The following is a 19,333-nucleotide window of genomic DNA, read 5'->3' on the forward strand; positions in this document are numbered from 1 at the left end:
TTGGCAAGGCTGACAAGCCGCTTTCCAGGGTCTATAGAGGCGCATCAACAGGAAGGTAATGCCATGACAGGTGTCACGCTCACGAGTGCCGGTCTCGACCCGCGCCGCCGCAGAATCCTTTTCCGCTGCTGGCATCGCGGCATCCGCGAGATGGATCTGGTCTTCGGCCAGTTCGCCGAAGCCGAGGTCGCGACTCTGTCGGAAGCCGAACTCGATGAGTTCGAGACGATGATGGCGGAAGAGGACAATGATCTCGTCCGCTGGATCATGGGAACATGGCCGGTGCCTGAGCGTTTCCAGACACCGATGTTTGCCCGCATCGCCGCCTACAAGCCCGATTTTGACAAGCCCCTCAGGACGCCGGAATGATCCCTGGTTTCGATGCGAAGAAGCTTGCGGCCATTGCCGAGCCGCTGACGATCGGCAATGTGCCGGCAGGTCTTGAAACGGTGCTGCTCGCCGAGCTCGCCCGAACGGGAGAGCCGGTCGCCTATGTCATGTCCGACGGCCACCGAATGGCCGATCTCGAACAGATGCTGAGCTTTGTCGCCCCCGACATTCCGGTTCTCACCCTGCCGGCCTGGGACTGTCTGCCCTATGACCGTGTCTCGCCGAGTGCCGACACTTCGGCTCGCCGGCTTGCCGCACTCGGCGGCCTCATCGCCCATCGCAAGAAGCCGCATGCGGCAATCGTGCTCGTCACCGCCAATGCCATGCTGCAGAAGGTGGCGCCGCAGGATGTCATAGAAAGCCTGAGCTTTTCGGCCCGCCCCGGCAATCAGCTGCGCATGGACGATCTCGCCGGACGCCTGGAGCGCAACGGCTTCGAGCGGGTCGCGACCGTTCGCGAGGTCGGCGAATATGCCGTGCGCGGCGGCATTCTCGACGTCTTCGTGCCGGGTTCCGAAGAGCCGGTCCGCCTCGATTTCTTCGGCGACACGCTGGAGAGCATCCGCTCCTTCGATCCGGCCAGCCAGCGCACGATCGGGCAGGTGCGTTCCCTCGATCTCAATCCGATGAGCGAGGTGACGCTGACGCCCGATACGATCAGCCGTTTCCGCAAGAATTACCTCTCCGCTTTCGGCGCGACCACACGCGACGACGCGCTCTATCTCGCCGTCTCCGAAGGCCGCCGTTACCCCGGCATGGAGCACTGGCTGCCGCTTTTCTACGAGAAGCTCGATACCGTCTTCGATTATCTCAGCGGCTTCCGTATCGTCATCGACCATACGGTACGTGAAGCAGCCGAAGAGCGCTCCAAGCTCGTTTTCGACTATTACGACGCCCGCCTGAACTCCGGCCAGCCGGCCAAGGGGATGACGCAGGGCACGCCCTACAAGCCGGTGACGCCGGGCCAGCTCTATCTCGACAGCAAGCTTTTCGTCAAAACCCTCGACGCTCTCGGCGCGATCCGCATCAGCCCCTTCAACGAGCATGAGGGCGAGGCAAGGCGGGTCGTCAATGTCGTCGCTCGCCAGGGCCAGCGCTGGGCTCGCTCGAACGCCGAAGGCGGCGGCGATGCCGAACGCATTAACATCTTCGACGTCGTCGTCAAGCATATTGCCGACCGGCGCGCTGCCGGCGCGAAAGTGCTCGTCACCGCCTGGACCGAAGGCTCGCTGGAGCGCCTGCTGCAGGTGTTGAACGAACATGGCCTGGAAAAGGTCAAGCCGATCGAGGCGCTGAAGGATGTCGGCTCGCTGGCGAGAGGTGAGGCTGCTGCTGCCGTACTCAGTCTCGAAGCCGGCTTCGAGGCCGGCGACCTCGTCGTCATCGGCGAGCAGGACATCCTCGGCGACCGCATGGTGCGCCGCTCCAAGCGCCGCAAGCGCGCCGCCGATTTCATCTCGGAAGTCGCGGGCCTCGATGAGGGCTCGATCGTCGTCCACGCCGAACATGGTATCGGGCGCTTTATAGGGCTGAGGACCATTGAGGCGGCAGGCGCGCCGCATGCCTGCCTCGAACTGCAATATGCCGACGAGGCCAAGCTCTTCCTGCCGGTCGAAAACATCGATCTTCTCTCGCGTTACGGCGGCGAGGGCACCGAGGCGCAGCTCGACAAGCTCGGCGGCGGCGCCTGGCAGATGCGCAAGGCCAAGCTCAAGAAGCGCCTGCTCGATATGGCCGATGCGCTGATCCGCATCGCTGCCGAGCGCCTGACGCGCCATGCGCCGATGCTGACGACGCCGGAAGGCCTTTACGACGAATTCGCAGCTCGCTTCCCCTATGACGAGACCGAAGATCAGGATAACGCCATCGAGGCGGTGCGCTCGGATCTCGCCGCCGGCCGGCCGATGGACCGTCTGGTCTGCGGCGACGTCGGCTTCGGCAAGACCGAAGTGGCGCTGCGCGCCGCCTTCGTCGCCGCGATGAACGGTGCCCAGGTCGCCATCGTCGTGCCGACGACACTGCTTTCCCGCCAGCATTTCAAGACCTTCTCCGACCGTTTCCGCGGTCTGCCGGTGCGCATCCAGCAGGCCTCGCGCCTCGTCGGCGCCAAGGAGCTGGCGCTGACCAAGAAGGAAGTGGCGGAAGGCAAGACCGATATCGTCGTCGGCACCCATGCGCTGCTCGGCGCCGGTATCAAATTCGCCAATCTCGGCCTGCTCGTCATCGACGAGGAACAGCATTTCGGCGTCAAGCACAAGGAGCGGCTGAAGGAGCTGAAGAGCGACGTGCACGTGCTGACGCTGTCGGCAACGCCGATCCCGCGCACGCTGCAGCTTGCCATGACCGGCGTGCGCGAACTGTCGCTGATCACCACGCCGCCGGTCGACCGCATGGCGGTACGCACCTTCATCTCGCCCTTCGATAGCCTGGTCATCCGCGAGACGCTGATGCGCGAGCACTATCGCGGCGGCCAGAGCTTCTATGTCTGCCCGCGGCTTGCCGATCTCGAGGACGTGCATGCCTTCTTGCAGTCGGATGTGCCGGAGCTGAAGGTCGCGGTCGCCCATGGCCAGATGCCGGCCGGCGAACTCGAAGACATCATGAACGCCTTCTATGAAGGCCGCTACGACGTGCTTCTCTCGACCACCATCGTCGAATCCGGCCTCGACGTGCCCACCGCCAATACGCTGATCGTCCACCGTGCCGATATGTTCGGTCTCGCCCAGCTCTATCAGCTGCGTGGTCGCGTCGGCCGCTCGAAGGTGCGTGCTTTCGCGCTCTTCACCCTGCCGGTCAACAAGGTGCTGACGGCCACCGCCGAACGTCGCCTCAAGGTGCTACAGTCGCTGGATACGCTTGGCGCCGGTTTCCAGCTGGCAAGCCACGACCTCGATATCCGCGGCGCCGGCAACCTGCTCGGCGAGGAGCAGTCCGGCCATATCAAGGAGGTCGGCTTCGAGCTTTACCAGCAGATGCTGGAAGAGGCGGTCGCCGAGGTCAAGGGTCTCGACGAGGTCCACGACACCGGCTGGTCGCCGCAGATCTCGGTCGGCACGACGGTGATGATCCCGGAAGGCTACGTGCCCGATTTGCACCTGCGCATGGCGCTCTACCGCCGTCTCGGCGAAATCACCGAGCTCAAGGAGATCGATGGCTTCGGCGCCGAGATGATCGACCGCTTCGGCCCGATGCCGATCGAAGTCCAGCACCTGCTGAAGATCGTCTACATCAAGTCGCTCTGCCGCACCGCCAATGTCGAAAAGCTCGATGCCGGCCCGAAGGGCGTCGTCGTGCAGTTCCGCAACAAGGAATTCCCCAATCCGGCCAACCTCGTCGGTTATATCGGCAAGCAGGGCACGATGGCGAAGATCCGCCCCGATCACAGCCTGTTCCTGACCCGAGACCTGCCGACGCCGGAAAAACGCCTGCAGGGCGCCGCCGTCATCATGACGCAGCTGGCCGAATTCGCGAAATAGAGCAATTCCAGCAAAAGTGTGCCGCGGTTTTGCGTCCGGAATTGCGTGGAAAAAGGAGATGGAGATGGGAACATACGGCGCAACAATCGCCTGGCAGCGCAACGGCGAGACCTTCACCGACAACCGCTACAGCCGCGCCCACCGCTGGACCTTCGACGGCGGCATCGAGGTGAGGGCGTCCTCTTCCGCGCATGTCGTTCCGCTGCCCTACTCAGCCGAGGATGCCGTTGATCCGGAAGAGGCTTTCGTCGCCTCGCTCTCCAGCTGCCACATGCTCTGGTTCCTGTCGATCGCCGCCAAACAGCGCTTTTGCGTCGACAGCTACACCGATGCCGCCGCGGGCATCATGGAAAAGAATGCCGAAGGCCGCCTTGCCATGACCGTCGTAACGCTCCGTCCGCATGTCGTCTTCAGCGGCGAAAAGCAGCCCTCGTCAAGCGAACTCGAAGCCCTGCATCATCGCGCCCACGACGAATGCTTCATCGCCAATTCGGTGAAGACCGAGGTGCGCTGCGTTCCGGTTCCGGGCTAGATTCCTGCAGCTTCGCTCTACAACGAAGTTGGAATGCGCTGCTCATCGAAACGTATCTTACTATTTCGGTAAAAAGCCAACTTGTTGGAAAGAAGTACCTTTAATACCCCTGTCTTTGCATATGTCCTTGAACGATTGATCGCAAAAAATTGCCACCGCATACTCAACCAAGCGGAAGAGCTGCGCGCCCTTGAGGACAGCAGGCAGAAAACACCAGTCAGCTCCGCCCGATATCATATAGCCGCCCCATTGAGTGACGCGAATTAAGGGGGAATTCTCGACATCCACTGCCTTGCGGTATGAATCGACAACGCTGCACAGCCAGATTTTCGGTCCGGGTTTCCGTTCGAAAACTCGGTCTCGCAAATCAAGTATTCATATGACTTTGGAGCGAACTCCTCAAGCAAGCTCTTCATTTTGTCGGAAATGAAAAGGAAATACTCTACCGCATAAATGTCTTGCACTTTCCGCTTTGAATCAAAGATCAGCTTTGGCGTTTCGGCATAGTCCGGTATTCGCCACGGGCCGCGAGGCAAATCGAGCATGCTATCCGGCCACGGGCTCTCACGAAAATGGAGGCCGATGCCTTCACCATCGGGCTGTAGCCTATCCCAGTTTGCGAACTCCCAGCCGTGAGTCCCTTGTGAATGAAGCATATAAATTCCTTTAGGTTTCGCTCTGGCGCCACTCATGCTTCGTTCCAAGTCATGCTTGAAAATATAAACGGTATAGTTGGCTCACGCGGACGGCTTTGCCGCTGCTGTTCGATCTCGATTCGCATAGTAGCCTCAGTTGAGCCCCGACCGCGCCTCGGCCTTCGCCTTGGCGATATCGCGCAACGCGTTCGCTAGCACATCGGGTGTCTGTGCACCGCTGACGGCATATTGCTGGTCGAAGATGAAGAACGGCACGCCGTTGACGCCCATCTCCTGGGCCGCCTTGATCTCGGCGACGATCAGATCGCGATCGGCATCGGAGGCGAGTAGCGAGGCGATGACCGAGCGGTCGAGGCCTGATTTTTCGGCGATATCGAGCAGCACAGCATGGTCGCCGACATTGCGGCCATCCTCGAAATTCGCCCTGAACAGCGCGGCAACGACCTTGTCCTGCTTCTCGCGTCCTTCGATCATCGCCCAGTGGATCAGCCGATGCGCATCGAGCGTGTTCGGGCCGATCTTGATCGCCTCGAAATTAAAGGCGATGCCGACCTCGCGGCCATAATCGGTGAGCATCTTGTGCGCCTGCGCCACGCGCTCCTCGCCGCCGAGCTTCTCCGCCAGCGCCTTCTTCTGGTCGACGCCTTCCTTGGGGTAGTCGGGATTGAGCCGGTACGGCCGCCAGTTGATGTCGACGCCGATTTGGTCCTGCACCTCGGCGATGGCGAGTTCCAGCCGCGCCTTGCCGAGATAGCACCAGGGGCAGACGACATCCGAGACGACGTCGATGGTGATGCGCTCCATCATGATTTTCCTTATTCTGTGCGTCTCCAGGGAGACATTTAAGCCGGGGCGGTTCGGCTGCTTCTTATTGGGCGCTCGTATCCCACCATAGCGGCAGCTGATAGCCATAGAGCGGCACCGTGTCGGGATGGCCGATGCGTTTGCTGCGCGCCACCCATTGCTGACCCATATGATAGAGCGGCAGCACGTAATGGCTGGACAGCAGCAGCCGGTCGTAGGAGCGCACCGCCGCGGTGAAATCCTCGGCCGTGCGCGCCCGGAGCAGGTGATCGATCAACGCATCTAGATCGGGGTCGGCAGCGCCCGCGAAGCTGTCGCTGCCCTCGCGGGTCTTCGCGGCCGAAGACCAGCGGCCGAGCTGTTCGTTTCCGGGCGACAGCGAGGACGTGTAGGACTTCATGATCATGTCGTAGTCGAAGCTGTTCGTCCGGCTCTGATACTGCGAATCGTCGACGGTGCGGATCGAAGCGGCGATGCCGATCGTCTGCAGCGAACGCTGATAGGCGAGGGCGAGCTTCTCCTGGTCGGCATTCTGCGTCATGATCTCGAAGGCGAGCTGGCGGCCGGAGGCGTCGTTCATCTTCCCGCCCTGGATCGTATAGCCGCCCTGTTTCAACTGCTCGACGGCCTGTTTCAGCACATTGCGGTCGCGGCCGGAACCGTCGGTGACCGGCAGCTTGTAGGTGCCGTCGAGAATCTCCGGCGCGATCTTGTCCTTGATCGGCCCGAGCAGGGCAAGCTCGGCCGCGTTGGCGGGAACGCCGAAACTCGACAGCTCGGAATTCTGCCAGAAGCTCTGCGTGCGTTTATAGGCGCCGGAATAAAGGTTCTTGTTCGCCCATTCGAAGTCGAACACCAGCGACAGACCTTCGCGCACCTTGGGATCGGCGAAGATCGGCCGGCGCGTGTTGAACACGAATCCGAGCATGCCGCTCGGCAGTTTCGGTGTGAACACGTCCTTGACCACAACCCCCGAGGTGACGGCGGGGAAATTATAGGCATTGGCCCAATGACCGGGATTGCCGTCGGGATAGATGTCGATATCGCCCTTCTTGAAGGCCTCGAACAGCGTTGTGTCCTGCAGGAAATACTGGACGGTGATCTGGTCGTAATTGTCGGTGCCGACCTTGGCGGGAATGTCCTTGCCCCAGTAATTCGGATCGCGCTCATAGGTGATGCTCTCGCCGGGCTTCACCGTCTTCACCTTGTAGGGACCGGAGCCGACCGGCGCCGTCAGCGAAGAACGGTCGAAGGTTGCCGGATCGATCGCATGTCTCGGCAGCACCGGGAACAGGCCGAAGATCAGCGGCGTCTCGCGGTCGGCCTTGTCGTTGAAGGTGAAGCGCACGCTGTGCTCGCCGACCTTCTCCATCTTGGCGACGACGTTGAGGCGGTTGGCAAAGGGCACGCGGCCCTTGTCGCGCATCAGCTCGAATGTGAACATCACATCCTCGGGCGTCACCGGCTGGCCATCGGCCCATTTCGCCTTCGGATTGAGGTTGAACTGGATGAAGCTCCGGTCGTCGTCCCATTCCACCGTCTCGGCCAGCAGGCCGTAGAGCGTGAAGGGCTCGTCCCTGGAGCGCTGCATCAGCGATTCGTAGACGAGATTGCCATAATCAGGATCCCACATGCCGCGCGCCGTCGTGCGCATGCTCTTGAGGATGAACGGGTTGAGGTTGTCGAAGGTGCCTACCACGCCATAGGTGATCTTGCCGCCCTTTTTCACGTCGGGATTGACGTAAGGGAAGTGTTTGTAGTCGGCCGGCAAGGCCGGCTCGCCGTGCATCGCGATGCCGTGCAGCGGCTCGGCAGCGACAGTGCCGCACAGCAGCAGCGAGAGGACGAGGGGGACGACGATCCGGAGCATTCGGCAATCCTTGAGCCGTGAAAAACGGGGCATGATTCACGCCAAGATTATCATGGGGTCGACCGATTCCAACACGGATCGGCGATTTCTTTGGCTTCGCGACGAAATGCACCTCAAATTGCCAAAGAAATGCTGGATATCTTGAACGCTGCGATGTAACAGGTGAACCCGAAGTTTAGGGGTCATGCATTTGCCTTATTTTTTTAAGAGGTGGAGTGCCGAACGACCCGATGGTTGGGGCGGCAAACCGCTGCCCCGAACGGATATCAGGAGACGGAATTCGTTATGATGTTCAAGACTGAAAAGAAAATGCGGGCAGCACTGTCCGTTCTGGCAGTGGTGTTCGGCGCTTCGGCTCCGGTCTCCTCCTTCGCACAGGATGCGGCGGCACAGGCTCCGGCCGATGCCCCGGCACAGGCAGCAGGGGCGCCGAAGCTCGGCTGGTACAAGACCTGCAGCAAGCAGGAAGACAACGACATCTGTGTTGTCCAGAACCTGATCCTCGCCAATGGCGGCCAGCTCGTCACGGCCGTCGGCCTGATCTCGGTTTCCGGCAAGATCAACCGCAAGCTCCTGCAGGTCTCTGTTCCCACGGCACGCCTCGTTCCTCCCGGCGTCATCATGCAGATCGACGGCGGCAAGGGCCAGAAGCTCGATTACGCCGTCTGCCTGCCGGACAAGTGCACCGCCGAAATTCCGCTGACCGACGCGATGATCGCCAGCCTCAAGAAGGGCAGCGACGTGATCTTCACTTCGATCAACTTCCGCCGCGCCCCGAACCCGATCAAGATTTCGCTTGAAGGCTTCACCGGTGCTTACGACGGCGAACCGGTTTCCGAATCCAAGCTCGCCGAAAGCCAGCGCAGCCTCCAGGAAGGCATGCAGAAGAAGGCCGAAGAAGCCCGCAAGAAGTTGGAAGACGCCCAGAAGGCAGCCAAGGCGCAGTAATCCTGCCACTTTCTTTGAAACAGAAACCCGGCTTCGCGCCGGGTTTTTTGTTTCGCAAAGAAAAGGCCTCGCCGGGAGAAGCGAGGCCTTGATTCAACGATCGGCACGAGTGGGTTAGTGGGCGAAGCTCATCTTGGGTTTGAACTGCCCTGACGGGGCCTGATCGAAAATCTGGTAGATCTGCGGGTTGCGAAGCGGCGTACCGCTTTCGTCGTTCGTCAGGTTTTGCTCGGAGACGTAAGCGACATATTCGCTTTCGTCATTCTCGGCGAGCAGGTGATAGAAGGGCTGGTCCCTGCTCGGACGGACCTCGGCGGGAATGGAATTCCACCATTCCTCCGTATTCGCGAACTCCGGATCAACGTCGAAGATGACGCCGCGAAACGGAAAAACCTTGTGCCGAACCACTTCGCCGATACTGAACTTTGCTACTCTTTCTTTCATGGTACGACTTCCTTTCATCACCAAATTTGGTGATTGGTGCCGCGCAAATCAAGATTTGTGCGCGAGTTCGTCACATGAACGTCATATCCTCCTTCTGCATAACTCCTTAAATCGGAACCGATTTAAGGACAAAATTATGCAGCACTCCAAGTTCTACAGCGTCCTTTGCGCGTCTGATAGACGCGCGGCGCCGTAGTGGCGTCCATGACCTGGGAGGCGAAAGCCCCGGCGGGCCGGGACTTTCTGTGTTCGCGGCCGATCAGGCCGAATAGTACATATCGTATTCGACCGGATGCGGCGTCATTTCGAAACGCATCACCTCAGCCATCTTCAGCTCGATGAAGGCATCGATCTGATCGTCGTCGAAGACGCCGCCGGCCGTCAGGAACTTGCGGTCCTTGTCGAGGCTTTCGAGTGCTTCGCGCAACGAGCCGCAGACGGTCGGGATCTTCTTCAATTCCTTCGGCGGCAGGTCGTAGAGATCCTTGTCCATGGCCTTGCCGGGATGGATCTTGTTCTTGATGCCGTCGAGGCCGGCCATCAGCATGGCGGCAAAGGCGAGATAGGGGTTGGCGGTCGGATCCGGGAAACGGACTTCGACGCGCTTAGCCTTCGGGTTGGAGCCGAACGGAATGCGGCAGGAAGCCGAGCGGTTGCGGGCCGAATAGGCCAGCAGCACAGGGGCTTCGTAACCCGGGACGAGGCGCTTGTAGGAGTTCGTCGACGGATTGGTGAAGGCGTTGATCGCCTTGGCATGCTTGATGATGCCGCCGATGTAGAACAGGCAGCTCTCGGAAAGGCCGGCATATTCGTCGCCGGCAAAGGTCGGCTTGCCGCCCTTCCAGATCGATTGGTGCACATGCATGCCCGAGCCATTGTCACCGAAGATCGGCTTCGGCATGAAGGTCGCCGTCTTGCCGTAGGCGTTGGCCACCTGGTGCACGACGTATTTGTAGATCTGCATCTTGTCGGCGTTGCGCACCAGCGTATCGAACTTGATGCCGAGTTCGTGCTGGGCGGCCGCGACTTCATGGTGATGCTTTTCGACGACGACGCCCATTTCGGAGAGCACCGTCAGCATTTCCGAACGCATGTCCTGGGCGCTGTCGACGGGGGGAACCGGGAAATAGCCGCCCTTGACGCGCGGGCGATGGCCGAGGTTGCCTGTTTCGTAATCGGTATCGTCGTTCGACGGCAGTTCGGTCGAATCGAGCTTGAAGCCGGTATTGTAGGGATCGGCCTTGTACTTGACGTCGTCGAAGACGAAGAATTCGGCTTCAGGGCCGACGAAGACCGTATCGCCGATGCCGGATGCCTTGAGGTAGGCTTCGGCCTTCTTGGCGGTGCCGCGCGGATCGCGGTTGTAGGCCTCGCCGGAAACCGGATCGAGGATGTCGCAGACGATAACCATGGTCGACTGGGCGAAGAATGGGTCCATATGCACCGTTTCGGTATCGGGCATCAGCACCATGTCGGACTCGTTGATGGCCTTCCAGCCGCCGATCGACGAGCCGTCGAACATCACGCCATCAGCGAACATGTCTTCATCGACGCAGACAACGTCCATCGTCACATGCTGCAACTTGCCCTTCGGGTCGGTGAAACGCAGATCGACGAACTTTACGTCGTTCTCCTTGATCTGCTTCAGAATTTCGCTTGCGGTCGCCATTAAGTAGTTTCCTCCGATTTGCGATGACGGTGTAGGTCGGCGGTGACGGTAACGGACTTTGCGCGATTGGCAAAGTGGTCAGATGGCATCGATACCGGTCTCGCCGGTTCGGATGCGGATAACCTCTTCGACATTGGAGACGAAGATCTTTCCGTCGCCGATTCGGCCGGTCTGCGCCGCCTTACGGATCGCATCGATAACGGCCTCCGCGTTCTCGTCGGCCAATACGACCTCGACTTTGACCTTCGGCAGGAAATCGACGACGTATTCGGCTCCACGGTAGAGTTCCGTGTGGCCTTTCTGACGGCCGAAACCCTTGGCTTCCGTGACCGTGATACCCTGCAGGCCAACTTCCTGAAGGGCTTCCTTCACTTCGTCCAGCTTGAAAGGCTTAATGATCGCTTCGATCTTTTTCATGAGAAAATGTCTCTCCGCTTCTCTTGTTATGGCAGGAATTTTCCCGCTCGCGGGATATGATGCAGATATCGTGCCAGTTTGAAATCCATCCTGTCGAAAAAAGACGTCGATTCTGCCAAAACCGGCGAGTTTGTAGGGAATTCTGTGTGGTTTTGGCGACGGTCAGATGGAAAAACATTGTCTCCCGATCAAAATCCCATCGGAAACGGAAAAACTCATGTATTTTCGCACTTGCGAATACACGTCACGCTGAGATTAAAATATAGGCAAATGCCTAAATAGGGTCCTTCTCTTTGGTATTTCAGGCGGTTGTTTTTTAGGCGTTTTTTGATTGAATAGGATGATGAGCAAACATCTGTCCGACCTTCTTCTCACGCCTGCCGAAATGGCCGCCGTCGACGCGGCCGCTGCCGCGTCCGGCATCGACTCTTTCGACCTGATGGAGAGGGCAGGTGCGGCAGTCGCGGCGGCTGCTCTGCGCCTTCATCCCGGAGCTTTGCGTTTCGTCATACTCTGCGGGCCCGGCAACAATGGCGGCGACGCCTATGTCGCAGCCCGCCATCTGCAGGAGAGTGGGGCCAACGTGGCGCTCTACTATCTCGGCGATCCCTTGAGGCTGAAGGGCGATGTCGCCCGCGCCCGCATCGGCTGCGCGTCGGAGGGACAGGAACTTGACCTCTATCGGCCGGAAACCGGCGACGTCGTCATCGATGGCCTGTTCGGGGCTGGGCTTGGTCGCGCGGTGTCGGCCGATGTGCGCGCGCTGATCGAGCGCGTCACCGAGGCCGCTATTCCCGTGCTCGCCATCGATCTGCCCTCCGGCCTCGATGGCCGCACCGGCAAGGTGCTGGGGGCTGCCTTCCGGGCCTGCAACACCATCACCTTCATGACCCGCAAGCCCGGCCATCTGCTGATGCCGGGCAGGGAGCTTTGCGGTGAATTGGAGGTCTTCGACATCGGTATCCCCGCCCGCATCATCCGCGCCGAGGCAGGCGGTATCATCGCCGAGAACAGGCCGGATGCCTGGAAGAGTGCGCTGCCGGCCGAGCAGTTGGAAACCCACAAATACAAGCGCGGTCATCTGGTCGTCTTCTCAGGCGTGGCCGACAAGACGGGTGCGGCGCGCATGTCGGCGATCTCGGGCCTGAAGGCCGGCGCCGGCCTGGTGACGATCGCCGCCCCCCGCGCGGCGATGGCCGCCAATGCCGCGCATCTGACCGCCGTCATGCTGCATGCCATCGACGACGAGGCCGACCTCGGTGACTGGCTCTCCGACAAGCGGCTGCAGACCTTCGTCCTCGGCCCCGGTTTCGGCATCGGCGCCAGGGCGCGCGCCTTCGTCTCGGCCCTTGCCGATCGTCATTTGGTGCTCGATGCCGACGGCATCTCCTCGTTCAAGGATGATCCGCAACAGCTGTTTGATCTTTTTCGGGGTGAGCCGCGTCTGGTGCTGACGCCGCACGAGGGCGAATTCGCGCGGCTCTTTCCCGATATCGGCGGCGACGAAGGGCTCGGCAAGGTGGATAAGGCTGTGGCCGCCGCCCGCCGCGCCAATGCCGCGATCATTTACAAAGGCGCCGATACCGTTATCGCAGCACCCGATGGACGTGCGCTCATCAATACCAACGCTCCCGTCTGGCTTGCCACCGCCGGTTCCGGCGACGTGCTTGCCGGCATCATCGGCGGCTTGCTCGCCCAGGGCCTACGGGCCTTCGAGGCCGCCGCTGCCGGCGTCTGGCTGCACGGCGAGGCCGGCCAACGCGCCGGCAAGGGGCTGACGGCGGAGGAGCTTGCAGCCGAGGTATTGCCGCTTTAGCGCCGCCACAACCTCTTGCCCCTCGAACGCAGAAGCAATCCGCACCGTCGGTCTGGCCGCGGCGCGGGCTGCATTGTTTTACCATTGTAAATGCGGCCGATGTGACAGTCGAGTGACGATTTTATTTCGAATTGTTAGGGCGACATCGATCAGCCAAAGAATGTCCTGCGCCGAGAATCAGCAACCCGCAAAACTAAACTGTCATTAAAATGTTAATGAATGGAAATACTTAGTCGTGTCAGGAATTCCTGTCGGCTGGACCACGGGTTCGGACAGTGGGTCCTGAGCCGATACAGTTCGCGCAGTCAACGGTTGCAAGGGGAAGCGCCGATGGAACGTTTTTTTCGGCAAGTTCACAGAGTGACGACCGCCGCCGCCTTTAGCGGACTTGCGGCAGTTGTCGGTTCACTCTTCATCACTCCTGCAACCATGGCCGAGCCCATTCGCGGCGCCGGCTCCACATTCGCGGCACCCATCATCGCGAAGTGGGCGGAAATCTACGAGAAGGCGCGGATGGATGACGGCGACTTCAGCTCACCCGACTGGACGGTAGACTACGAGCTCGTCGGTTCGCTGGCAGGCCTGATGCGCCTTGATCAGCCGGAGCTGGATTTCGCTGCGACCGATGTGCCTGTCTCCCACGACGAGCTTTTAAAGCATGGCCGCCAGCAATTTCCGATCGTGCTCGGCAGCGTGGCGATTGCCGTCAATCTTGACGGTATCGACAAGGGCCGTATCAACCTGACTGGCCCGCTGCTTGCGAATATCTATCTCGGCAAGATCCAGTCGTGGGCTGACCCTGCCATCAAGGCGATCAACCCGGAGATCAGCCTTCCCGATCAAAAAATCAGCCCGGTTACCCGCAAGGACGGATCAGGCACCACCTTCATGTTCACCGAATTCCTGTCCTCGGCAAGCCCGGAATGGAAGGCGGCACATGGAGCGGATACGCTGATCGCCTGGCCTGTGGGGACGAGTGTCGAGGGAACGGGGGATCTCATTCGCGCGGTGCAGGCAACCAAGGGGGCGATCGCCTATGCCGATTTTGGCCAGGTCGAGCGTGCAAACCTGCCCTATGCCGCTGTTCAGAACAAATCCGGCCAGTTCGTAAAACCGGGACCGGATGGCGTGCGGGCTGCGGCCATCACCGCCTCATGGGATGAAGCGAAAGATTTTTCGGTGTCGCTCACGGATCAAACGGGAGAGGCGGCCTATCCGATCAGCGGGGCGACATTTGCTGTCGTTCCAATCATGGGACAGGCGCCCAATCGCTATCGCCGTGTGCATGATTTTTTCCGTCTGGCGTTCGAGACAGGCAGTAGGGACGCCGAGGCGCTCGGCTATGTGTCCTTGCCGCCGCAGCTCGTCAGTCAGATCGTCAAATACTGGCTGAAGCAGGATGCATCCGCGAGCCAGTAATTCGTGCGGACGCGCATGATACGCGGTCGGGACATCCCCCGACCGCATGAAATCGGGCATGTGAGACGCGGGGGCGTCGTTGAAGCGCGCCATTTTGGCGCCAAGGGGGTAAGGCGTAATGAACATCGACATTTTCAAGGATATTCTTGTGCCTGTTATTGGCGGGCTGGGGATATTCATGCTCGGTCTAGAGTTCATGTCGAACGGCATCCAGGCACTCTCCGTCAACAAGATGCGCGCATTTCTCGCGAGAGCCGCAGGCACGCCGATCAAGGGCGTCATCGCGGGAACGCTCATCACCGGTGTCATCCAGTCATCGACGGCGATGACGGTCATGGTCGTCGGCCTCGTCAATGCCGGCGTTGTCGGATTGCGTCCGGCGATCAGCGTCATCATGGGCGCCAACGTCGGAACGACGCTCGGAAACGGCTTGATCGCCTTGCCGCTCGGTCCACTTGGCCTGATCTTTGCGGGCGTTTTTTCGCTGGTTTACTGCTTTGCTAAGAGCGAGCGCGTCCGCAACGTCGCGCTTGCCTGCATGGGTTTCGCGCTGATTTTCTACGGTCTCAATCTGATGACCGGCGGCCTTCGGCCGCTGCGCAACATACCGGAGGTCATGGACGTTCTGTCGACGCTGACCGCCGACTCCTATTACAACCTGATCAAATGCGTGCTGATCGCCGCCGGCGTCACTGCGATGATCCACTCCTCGTCGGCGACGATCGGTATCGTCATGGGGCTCGGCGCGGCCGGTGTCCTTGACTGGACGACGGCGGTTGCCTTCTCGTTGGGTGCGGATCTCGGAACCACGATCACCTCCTGGATTGCCTCGATCAACCTGTCGAAGAACGCCAAACGCGCTGCCTATGCCCATATGTCCTTCAACATTATCGGCGTTTGTATCACCGTGCCCTTGTTCTTCGTCTCCATCGACATTCTGGCATGGGCGATGCAGTGGTTCGGCGGCGATCCCGGCGTTCCGGTCGTGGTCGAGGGCAAGGAGACATTTCCGCTGGTCCCGGTCGCTGTCGGTCTGTATTCGACCTTCTTCAACGTCTTCAACACAGCGCTGCTGTTTCCTTTCGTCAGCGTCTTCGAACGTGTCTTGTCGCGTATTGGCCGCACCGATGCGGAGGATGTGGAAGATTATTCGACGCCGAAATTCCTCGATCGCAGGCTCACCAGCGACTTCGCGCGGGCGGTTCCGGCCGTCCAGCAGGAGACCGCGCGGCATCTGCAGGCCGGCGCGATGTTCCTGGATATTGCCCGGTCCGCCAAGTCGGCTCCATCCGATCCGGGCGAACATTATCTCGCCACCGATATCCTCAGCCGCGACATTCGCGATTATACCGCATCGCTGATGAAGGAGGATCTGCCTTACGAGCAACTCGATCTGGTTGCCAGCCTGATCGAGGAGGCCGATTTCACCGCTGCATTGACGGAATCGATGCATCAGGTCGCCCGGCGCGTGAAGCGTGAAAAATTCAGCGAGCCGGCGTTGACGATCGTCAACCAGGCATTGAGCAAGCTCGATGCCTCTTTGCAGGAAATCATGCCCGACTACGGCGTGGTTCGTCCCTCCATGCCGGCCGGCCATGTCAGCCTTCCCACCGTCACCGAACTTCGGACCCAGACACTGGCGCTTGGCCCGAATGCCGGCGCGGCTGAACGCGGCACGATCCTGGCGCTTCTCGGCTCCGTCGAGCGCGCGGAGATTCTGATCCGCCGCATCGACGAGGAGCGCAAATCCGTGAACAGGCAGAGCGTTCTGTCGCGAGTTTCGCAGAAACGGGAACGGCAGGCACGTCCTCCGCTGGACGAGGGCGGGTTGAGCCCGATGCCGGCTGAATAACGGCCATCGCCGTCGCGATCCTTGCGTGGCATCTTCCCGGCGGAGGATGCCACGTCTCGTTGACGGGCCTTCCGTTTTTGCTGCATAAGTCTGTCTTCCCGACGGAGGCTCGAATGAGTGTTGGCCTGATCGCCCTTCTTGATGATATCGCGGCATTGGCCAAGGTGGCTGCGGCATCGCTCGACGATATTGCCGGCCAGGCTGCCAAGGCAGGCGCGAAAGCGGCCGGCGTCGTCATTGACGATGCCGCAGTCACACCCCGCTACGTCACCGGATTTTCGGCAGCACGCGAATTGCCGATCATCGGCAGGATCGCGCTCGGCTCGCTGAAGAACAAGCTTGTGATCCTGCTTCCGGCTGCACTGATCCTGAGCCTTGTCGCACCGCAGGCGATCACACCGCTGCTGATGATCGGCGGACTTTATCTCTGCTACGAGGGTGTGGAGAAAGTCTACGCACTGGTGCTGCCGCATGCAGCTCACGCCCATGAATCGGCACTCGAGACGGCAAGCCTCGATGCCAAATCGGTAGAAGACGAAAAAGTTGCCGGTGCAATCAAGACGGATTTCATCCTCTCGGCCGAAATCATGGCGATTACGCTCGCCGCGGTTCCGTCAGGCAGCATGTTCACACAGGCCCTCATCCTTGCCGTCGTTGGACTGGGCATCACGGTCTTGGTCTATGGCGGCGTCGCGCTTATCGTGAAGGCCGATGATCTCGGTCTGATGCTGGCGCGCGTGCGGACGGCATGGGCGATGGGCGCCTTCTTGCGCTCGATCGGGAAGGGGCTTGTCACAGGCATGCCTTATTTTCTGAAAGTGCTCGGCATTGTCGGAACGGCCGCGATGATCTGGGTCGGCGGCGGCATCTTCGTTCACGGCCTCGAAGCCTATGGTATCGGCGGCCCTGCGCATCTGATCCATGATGCCGGCGAGGCGACCGCGCATGCCATTCCCGCTCTGGCATCCATGCTCAGCTGGATCGTCGAGGCCGCAGGAGCGGGCATCGTCGGTATCGTCGCCGGCTTGATCGCAATTCCGGTCGCAGGCTACGCCGTCTCGCCGATATGGCGCTACCTCAAATCGCTCCTGCCGCGCCGCCGGAAAGAGGCGCTGGCGGACGGGAAGAAATGAAGCCCGAATCCGTTGACGAGCAAGGCGTCATATCCAGCGGGCGCGCTTGAAACGGATGAAAAGTGCAATGCACATGACGGCGATGACTGCCAGGACGATAAAATAACCGTAGCTGGTTTTCAGCTCGGGCATATTGTCGAAATTCATGCCGTAGATGCCGGCGATTGCCGTCGGAACGGCGAGAATCGCAGCCCAGGCCGCCAGCTGCCGCGTGATCGTGCCCTGTCTTTGCTGTTCAAGCAGATTGCTCGCTTCGAAAACCGATGTGATCACGTCGCGCAAGCTTGCAACCATCGTCTCGACTCGGTGCATGTGCTGAAGCGCATCGCGGAAATAAGGCTTCGCTTCCCTGTCGAGCGACGGCAGGTCGAGATGGTAGAGCTTGCCGCAAAGGTCGAGCATCGCGTCCAGCACCCGCTGAAACAGAATGATTTCCCGCCGCAACTTGAAAATCCGGGTGATCTGGCTGCGGTCGAGAAACGCATCCAGCATCTTTCTTTCCATCTCGAGAACGGCATCCTCGATCGTGCGCACGATGGGAAGGTAGCCGTCGATAATGAAATCGAGAATGGCATGCAGAATGTAGTCGGTGCCATGGCAGAGCGTCTTCGGCGACGTCTCCAGCCGGCCGCGCAGCTCTCCGTGCCCACGCTCGGAACCATTCCGCACGGTGATGATATAGCGCTTGCCGACGAAAATCGCGGTTTCCCCGTAGGTGATATGGTCCCCCTCGAGCTGCGCCGTCTTGGCGATGACGAACAGCTGGTTGTCATAAACGCTGAGCTTCGGCATCTGCAGGGAACTGAGCGCATCGGCGATCGAGAGTTCGTGAAGGCCAAAACGGCTTTGCAGCAGCAGGAGTTCGTTCCGGCTGGGCTTGTGCAGGCCGATCCAGATGAATTCGTTGTCCATCGCCGGAATGGAGGCAGCCTCGAAAGGGACTGCCTCGACCCGGCGTCCGTCGCGATAGAGATAGGATGCGGCAACGCTCATGCGGGCTCCCGGGTTACCACGCTCATGATGCCCTCATGCAACGCGTGACTGACGATGTGATACCCACACGGTCACGATCCTTTTGTGACTATCGACCCCCGCCTATTTCGCCAACGCCTGCTGCAGGGCGATCGCCCCATGCGGCGCATTGACCTTGCCTTCATGGATCATGAAGGCGAAGACGTCGCGTGGCTCGACCTTCACTTTGCGATCTCCATCGATCAGCGGCAGGTCGTCGGGAACCTTGCCTTCGGCCCAGGTCTCCAGCCGGTCTGCCCAGGCCTTCAGGTCCTTTTCCGGATAGCAGGTCGGAATGTCGTCCGAGCCCTTCTGCAGCCTGGCATAGACGAAATCGGCCGTCACGTCGGCGATCATCGGATATTCGAAATGTTCGGCACAGACCGGCGCCACGCCGTATTTTGCAAGCAGCGCCACGAACTCCGGCACCTTGAAGGAATCGTGCCGTACTTCGACCACGTGGCGGAGCGACAGTCCGTCCTGTTTTGCCGGCAGCAGTTTCAGGAAGGCTTCGAAATCGTCTGCATCGAACCTCTTCGTCGGCGCGAATTGCCACAGTAGCGGCCCGAGATGATCGCCGAGTTCGCTGATGCCCGATGACAGGAACCGCTCCATCGATTCACCGGCTTCGGCAAGCACCCGCCGATTGGTGACGAAACGTGTCGCCTTCAGCGAGAAGATGAAACCGTCGGGCACGTCAGCCGCCCATTTGGCAAAGACCGCAGGCTTCTGCGTGCTGTAATAGGTGCCGTTGACTTCGATGACCTTCAGCTGGCGGCTGGCATAATTCAGCTCGTCCTTCTGTTTCAGGCTCTCGGGAAAGAAATGCCCGCGCCAGGGTTCGAAGGTCCAGCCGCCGATGCCGGTGCGGATAGTGCCGGATTTCGTCATGTCGT

At 60.3% G+C, this 19,333-nt stretch carries 15 protein-coding genes and 1 pseudogene; 8 read left to right on the forward strand and 8 right to left on the reverse strand.

Features of this window, described 5'->3' with window-relative positions; translation table 11 throughout:
* Positions 1–63: 63 nt before the first annotated feature.
* The 3 genes from RWK44_RS06290 (at position 64) to RWK44_RS06300 (ending at position 4,398) form a co-directional block, all read left to right on the forward strand.
* Positions 64–369, forward strand: a complete 306-nt coding sequence (locus RWK44_RS06290) for an FAD assembly factor SdhE (RefSeq protein ID WP_316028554.1) — start codon at positions 64–66, stop codon at positions 367–369.
* Positions 366–3,866 (forward strand): transcription-repair coupling factor, encoded by a 3,501-nt coding sequence (gene mfd, locus RWK44_RS06295; protein WP_316028555.1) that lies wholly within the window; start codon positions 366–368, stop codon positions 3,864–3,866. Before RWK44_RS06290 ends, mfd begins: the two co-directional genes overlap by 4 nt.
* Before the next feature lie 64 nt (positions 3,867–3,930).
* Positions 3,931–4,398, forward strand: a complete 468-nt coding sequence (locus RWK44_RS06300) for an OsmC family protein (RefSeq protein WP_316028556.1) — start codon at positions 3,931–3,933, stop codon at positions 4,396–4,398.
* A 60-nt stretch (positions 4,399–4,458) separates the two neighbouring features.
* Here RWK44_RS06300 and RWK44_RS06305 read toward each other — a convergent pair.
* The 3 genes and pseudogenes from RWK44_RS06305 to RWK44_RS06315 all read right to left on the reverse strand — a co-directional run bounded on the left by RWK44_RS06305 (position 4,459) and on the right by RWK44_RS06315 (position 7,728).
* Positions 4,459–5,090 (reverse strand): annotated as a pseudogene (locus RWK44_RS06305) (imm11 family protein).
* A 96-nt stretch (positions 5,091–5,186) separates the two neighbouring features.
* Positions 5,187–5,858, reverse strand: coding sequence for a DsbA family oxidoreductase (locus RWK44_RS06310; RefSeq protein ID WP_221945984.1), 672 nt, complete (start codon positions 5,856–5,858; stop codon positions 5,187–5,189).
* 64 nt (positions 5,859–5,922) lie between these two features.
* Positions 5,923–7,728 (reverse strand): extracellular solute-binding protein, encoded by a 1,806-nt coding sequence (locus tag RWK44_RS06315; RefSeq protein ID WP_316028558.1) that lies wholly within the window; start codon positions 7,726–7,728, stop codon positions 5,923–5,925.
* Between the two features lie 285 nt (positions 7,729–8,013).
* Here RWK44_RS06315 and RWK44_RS06320 point away from each other — a divergent pair, with 285 nt between their 5' ends.
* Positions 8,014–8,676, forward strand: a complete 663-nt coding sequence (locus tag RWK44_RS06320; RefSeq protein WP_168281912.1) for an invasion associated locus B family protein — start codon at positions 8,014–8,016, stop codon at positions 8,674–8,676.
* Positions 8,677–8,790: 114 nt separating this feature from the next.
* On the opposite strand, the gene hspQ is transcribed toward RWK44_RS06320, so the two are convergent.
* From hspQ to RWK44_RS06335, 3 genes are all read right to left on the reverse strand, one after another.
* A complete protein-coding gene (gene hspQ, locus RWK44_RS06325; RefSeq protein ID WP_020049907.1) occupies positions 8,791–9,120 on the reverse strand; it encodes a heat shock protein HspQ in 330 nt (109 codons plus the stop codon).
* 259 nt (positions 9,121–9,379) lie between these two features.
* Entirely contained in the window at positions 9,380–10,789 is a 1,410-nt protein-coding gene (gene glnA, locus RWK44_RS06330; protein ID WP_011651961.1) for a type I glutamate--ammonia ligase, read from the reverse strand.
* A gap of 78 nt (positions 10,790–10,867) precedes the next feature.
* Entirely contained in the window at positions 10,868–11,206 is a 339-nt protein-coding gene (locus RWK44_RS06335; RefSeq protein WP_003539626.1) for a P-II family nitrogen regulator, read from the reverse strand.
* Positions 11,207–11,549: 343 nt separating this feature from the next.
* Between RWK44_RS06335 and RWK44_RS06340 the strand changes: the two genes are divergently transcribed.
* The 4 genes from RWK44_RS06340 to RWK44_RS06355 all read left to right on the forward strand — a co-directional run bounded on the left by RWK44_RS06340 (position 11,550) and on the right by RWK44_RS06355 (position 17,426).
* A complete protein-coding gene (locus tag RWK44_RS06340; protein ID WP_168281914.1) occupies positions 11,550–13,022 on the forward strand; it encodes an NAD(P)H-hydrate dehydratase in 1,473 nt (490 codons plus the stop codon).
* Positions 13,023–13,352: 330 nt separating this feature from the next.
* On the forward strand, positions 13,353–14,441 hold the full coding sequence (gene pstS / locus RWK44_RS06345) for a phosphate ABC transporter substrate-binding protein PstS (protein ID WP_316028559.1): 1,089 nt from the start codon (positions 13,353–13,355) through the stop codon (positions 14,439–14,441).
* Positions 14,442–14,559: 118 nt separating this feature from the next.
* Positions 14,560–16,293 (forward strand): Na/Pi cotransporter family protein, encoded by a 1,734-nt coding sequence (locus RWK44_RS06350; protein ID WP_168281916.1) that lies wholly within the window; start codon positions 14,560–14,562, stop codon positions 16,291–16,293.
* A 113-nt stretch (positions 16,294–16,406) separates the two neighbouring features.
* Positions 16,407–17,426, forward strand: coding sequence for a DUF808 domain-containing protein (locus RWK44_RS06355; RefSeq protein WP_168281918.1), 1,020 nt, complete (start codon positions 16,407–16,409; stop codon positions 17,424–17,426).
* 27 nt (positions 17,427–17,453) lie between these two features.
* Here RWK44_RS06355 and RWK44_RS06360 read toward each other — a convergent pair whose 3' ends face one another.
* Entirely contained in the window at positions 17,454–18,419 is a 966-nt protein-coding gene (locus tag RWK44_RS06360) for a magnesium and cobalt transport protein CorA (RefSeq protein ID WP_131666061.1), read from the reverse strand.
* Positions 18,420–18,521: 102 nt separating this feature from the next.
* Entirely contained in the window at positions 18,522–19,328 is an 807-nt protein-coding gene (locus tag RWK44_RS06365) for a DUF72 domain-containing protein (RefSeq protein WP_131666062.1), read from the reverse strand.
* Positions 19,329–19,333: the final 5 nt, after the last annotated feature.

It is taken from the genome of Rhizobium sp. 25PS6 (assembly GCF_032464655.1).
In the GTDB taxonomy this organism is placed as follows: domain Bacteria; phylum Pseudomonadota; class Alphaproteobacteria; order Rhizobiales; family Rhizobiaceae; genus Rhizobium; species Rhizobium laguerreae.

Excerpts from the sequence above, each read along its gene's own strand:
- RWK44_RS06290 (WP_316028554.1), top strand. The coding sequence starts at position 64 with ATGACAGGTGTCACGCTCACGAGTGCCGGTCTCGACCCGCGCCGCCGC.
- mfd (WP_316028555.1), top strand. The coding sequence starts at position 366 with ATGATCCCTGGTTTCGATGCGAAGAAGCTTGCGGCCATTGCCGAGCCG.
- RWK44_RS06300 (WP_316028556.1), top strand. The coding sequence starts at position 3,931 with ATGGGAACATACGGCGCAACAATCGCCTGGCAGCGCAACGGCGAGACC.
- RWK44_RS06310 (WP_221945984.1), bottom strand. The coding sequence starts at position 5,858 with ATGGAGCGCATCACCATCGACGTCGTCTCGGATGTCGTCTGCCCCTGG.
- RWK44_RS06315 (WP_316028558.1), bottom strand. The coding sequence starts at position 7,728 with ATGCTCCGGATCGTCGTCCCCCTCGTCCTCTCGCTGCTGCTGTGCGGC.
- RWK44_RS06320 (WP_168281912.1), top strand. The coding sequence starts at position 8,014 with ATGATGTTCAAGACTGAAAAGAAAATGCGGGCAGCACTGTCCGTTCTG.
- hspQ (WP_020049907.1), bottom strand. The coding sequence starts at position 9,120 with ATGAAAGAAAGAGTAGCAAAGTTCAGTATCGGCGAAGTGGTTCGGCAC.
- glnA (WP_011651961.1), bottom strand. The coding sequence starts at position 10,789 with ATGGCGACCGCAAGCGAAATTCTGAAGCAGATCAAGGAGAACGACGTA.
- RWK44_RS06335 (WP_003539626.1), bottom strand. The coding sequence starts at position 11,206 with ATGAAAAAGATCGAAGCGATCATTAAGCCTTTCAAGCTGGACGAAGTG.
- RWK44_RS06340 (WP_168281914.1), top strand. The coding sequence starts at position 11,550 with ATGAGCAAACATCTGTCCGACCTTCTTCTCACGCCTGCCGAAATGGCC.
- pstS (WP_316028559.1), top strand. The coding sequence starts at position 13,353 with ATGGAACGTTTTTTTCGGCAAGTTCACAGAGTGACGACCGCCGCCGCC.
- RWK44_RS06350 (WP_168281916.1), top strand. The coding sequence starts at position 14,560 with ATGAACATCGACATTTTCAAGGATATTCTTGTGCCTGTTATTGGCGGG.
- RWK44_RS06355 (WP_168281918.1), top strand. The coding sequence starts at position 16,407 with ATGAGTGTTGGCCTGATCGCCCTTCTTGATGATATCGCGGCATTGGCC.
- RWK44_RS06360 (WP_131666061.1), bottom strand. The coding sequence starts at position 18,419 with ATGAGCGTTGCCGCATCCTATCTCTATCGCGACGGACGCCGGGTCGAG.
- RWK44_RS06365 (WP_131666062.1), bottom strand. The coding sequence starts at position 19,328 with ATGACGAAATCCGGCACTATCCGCACCGGCATCGGCGGCTGGACCTTC.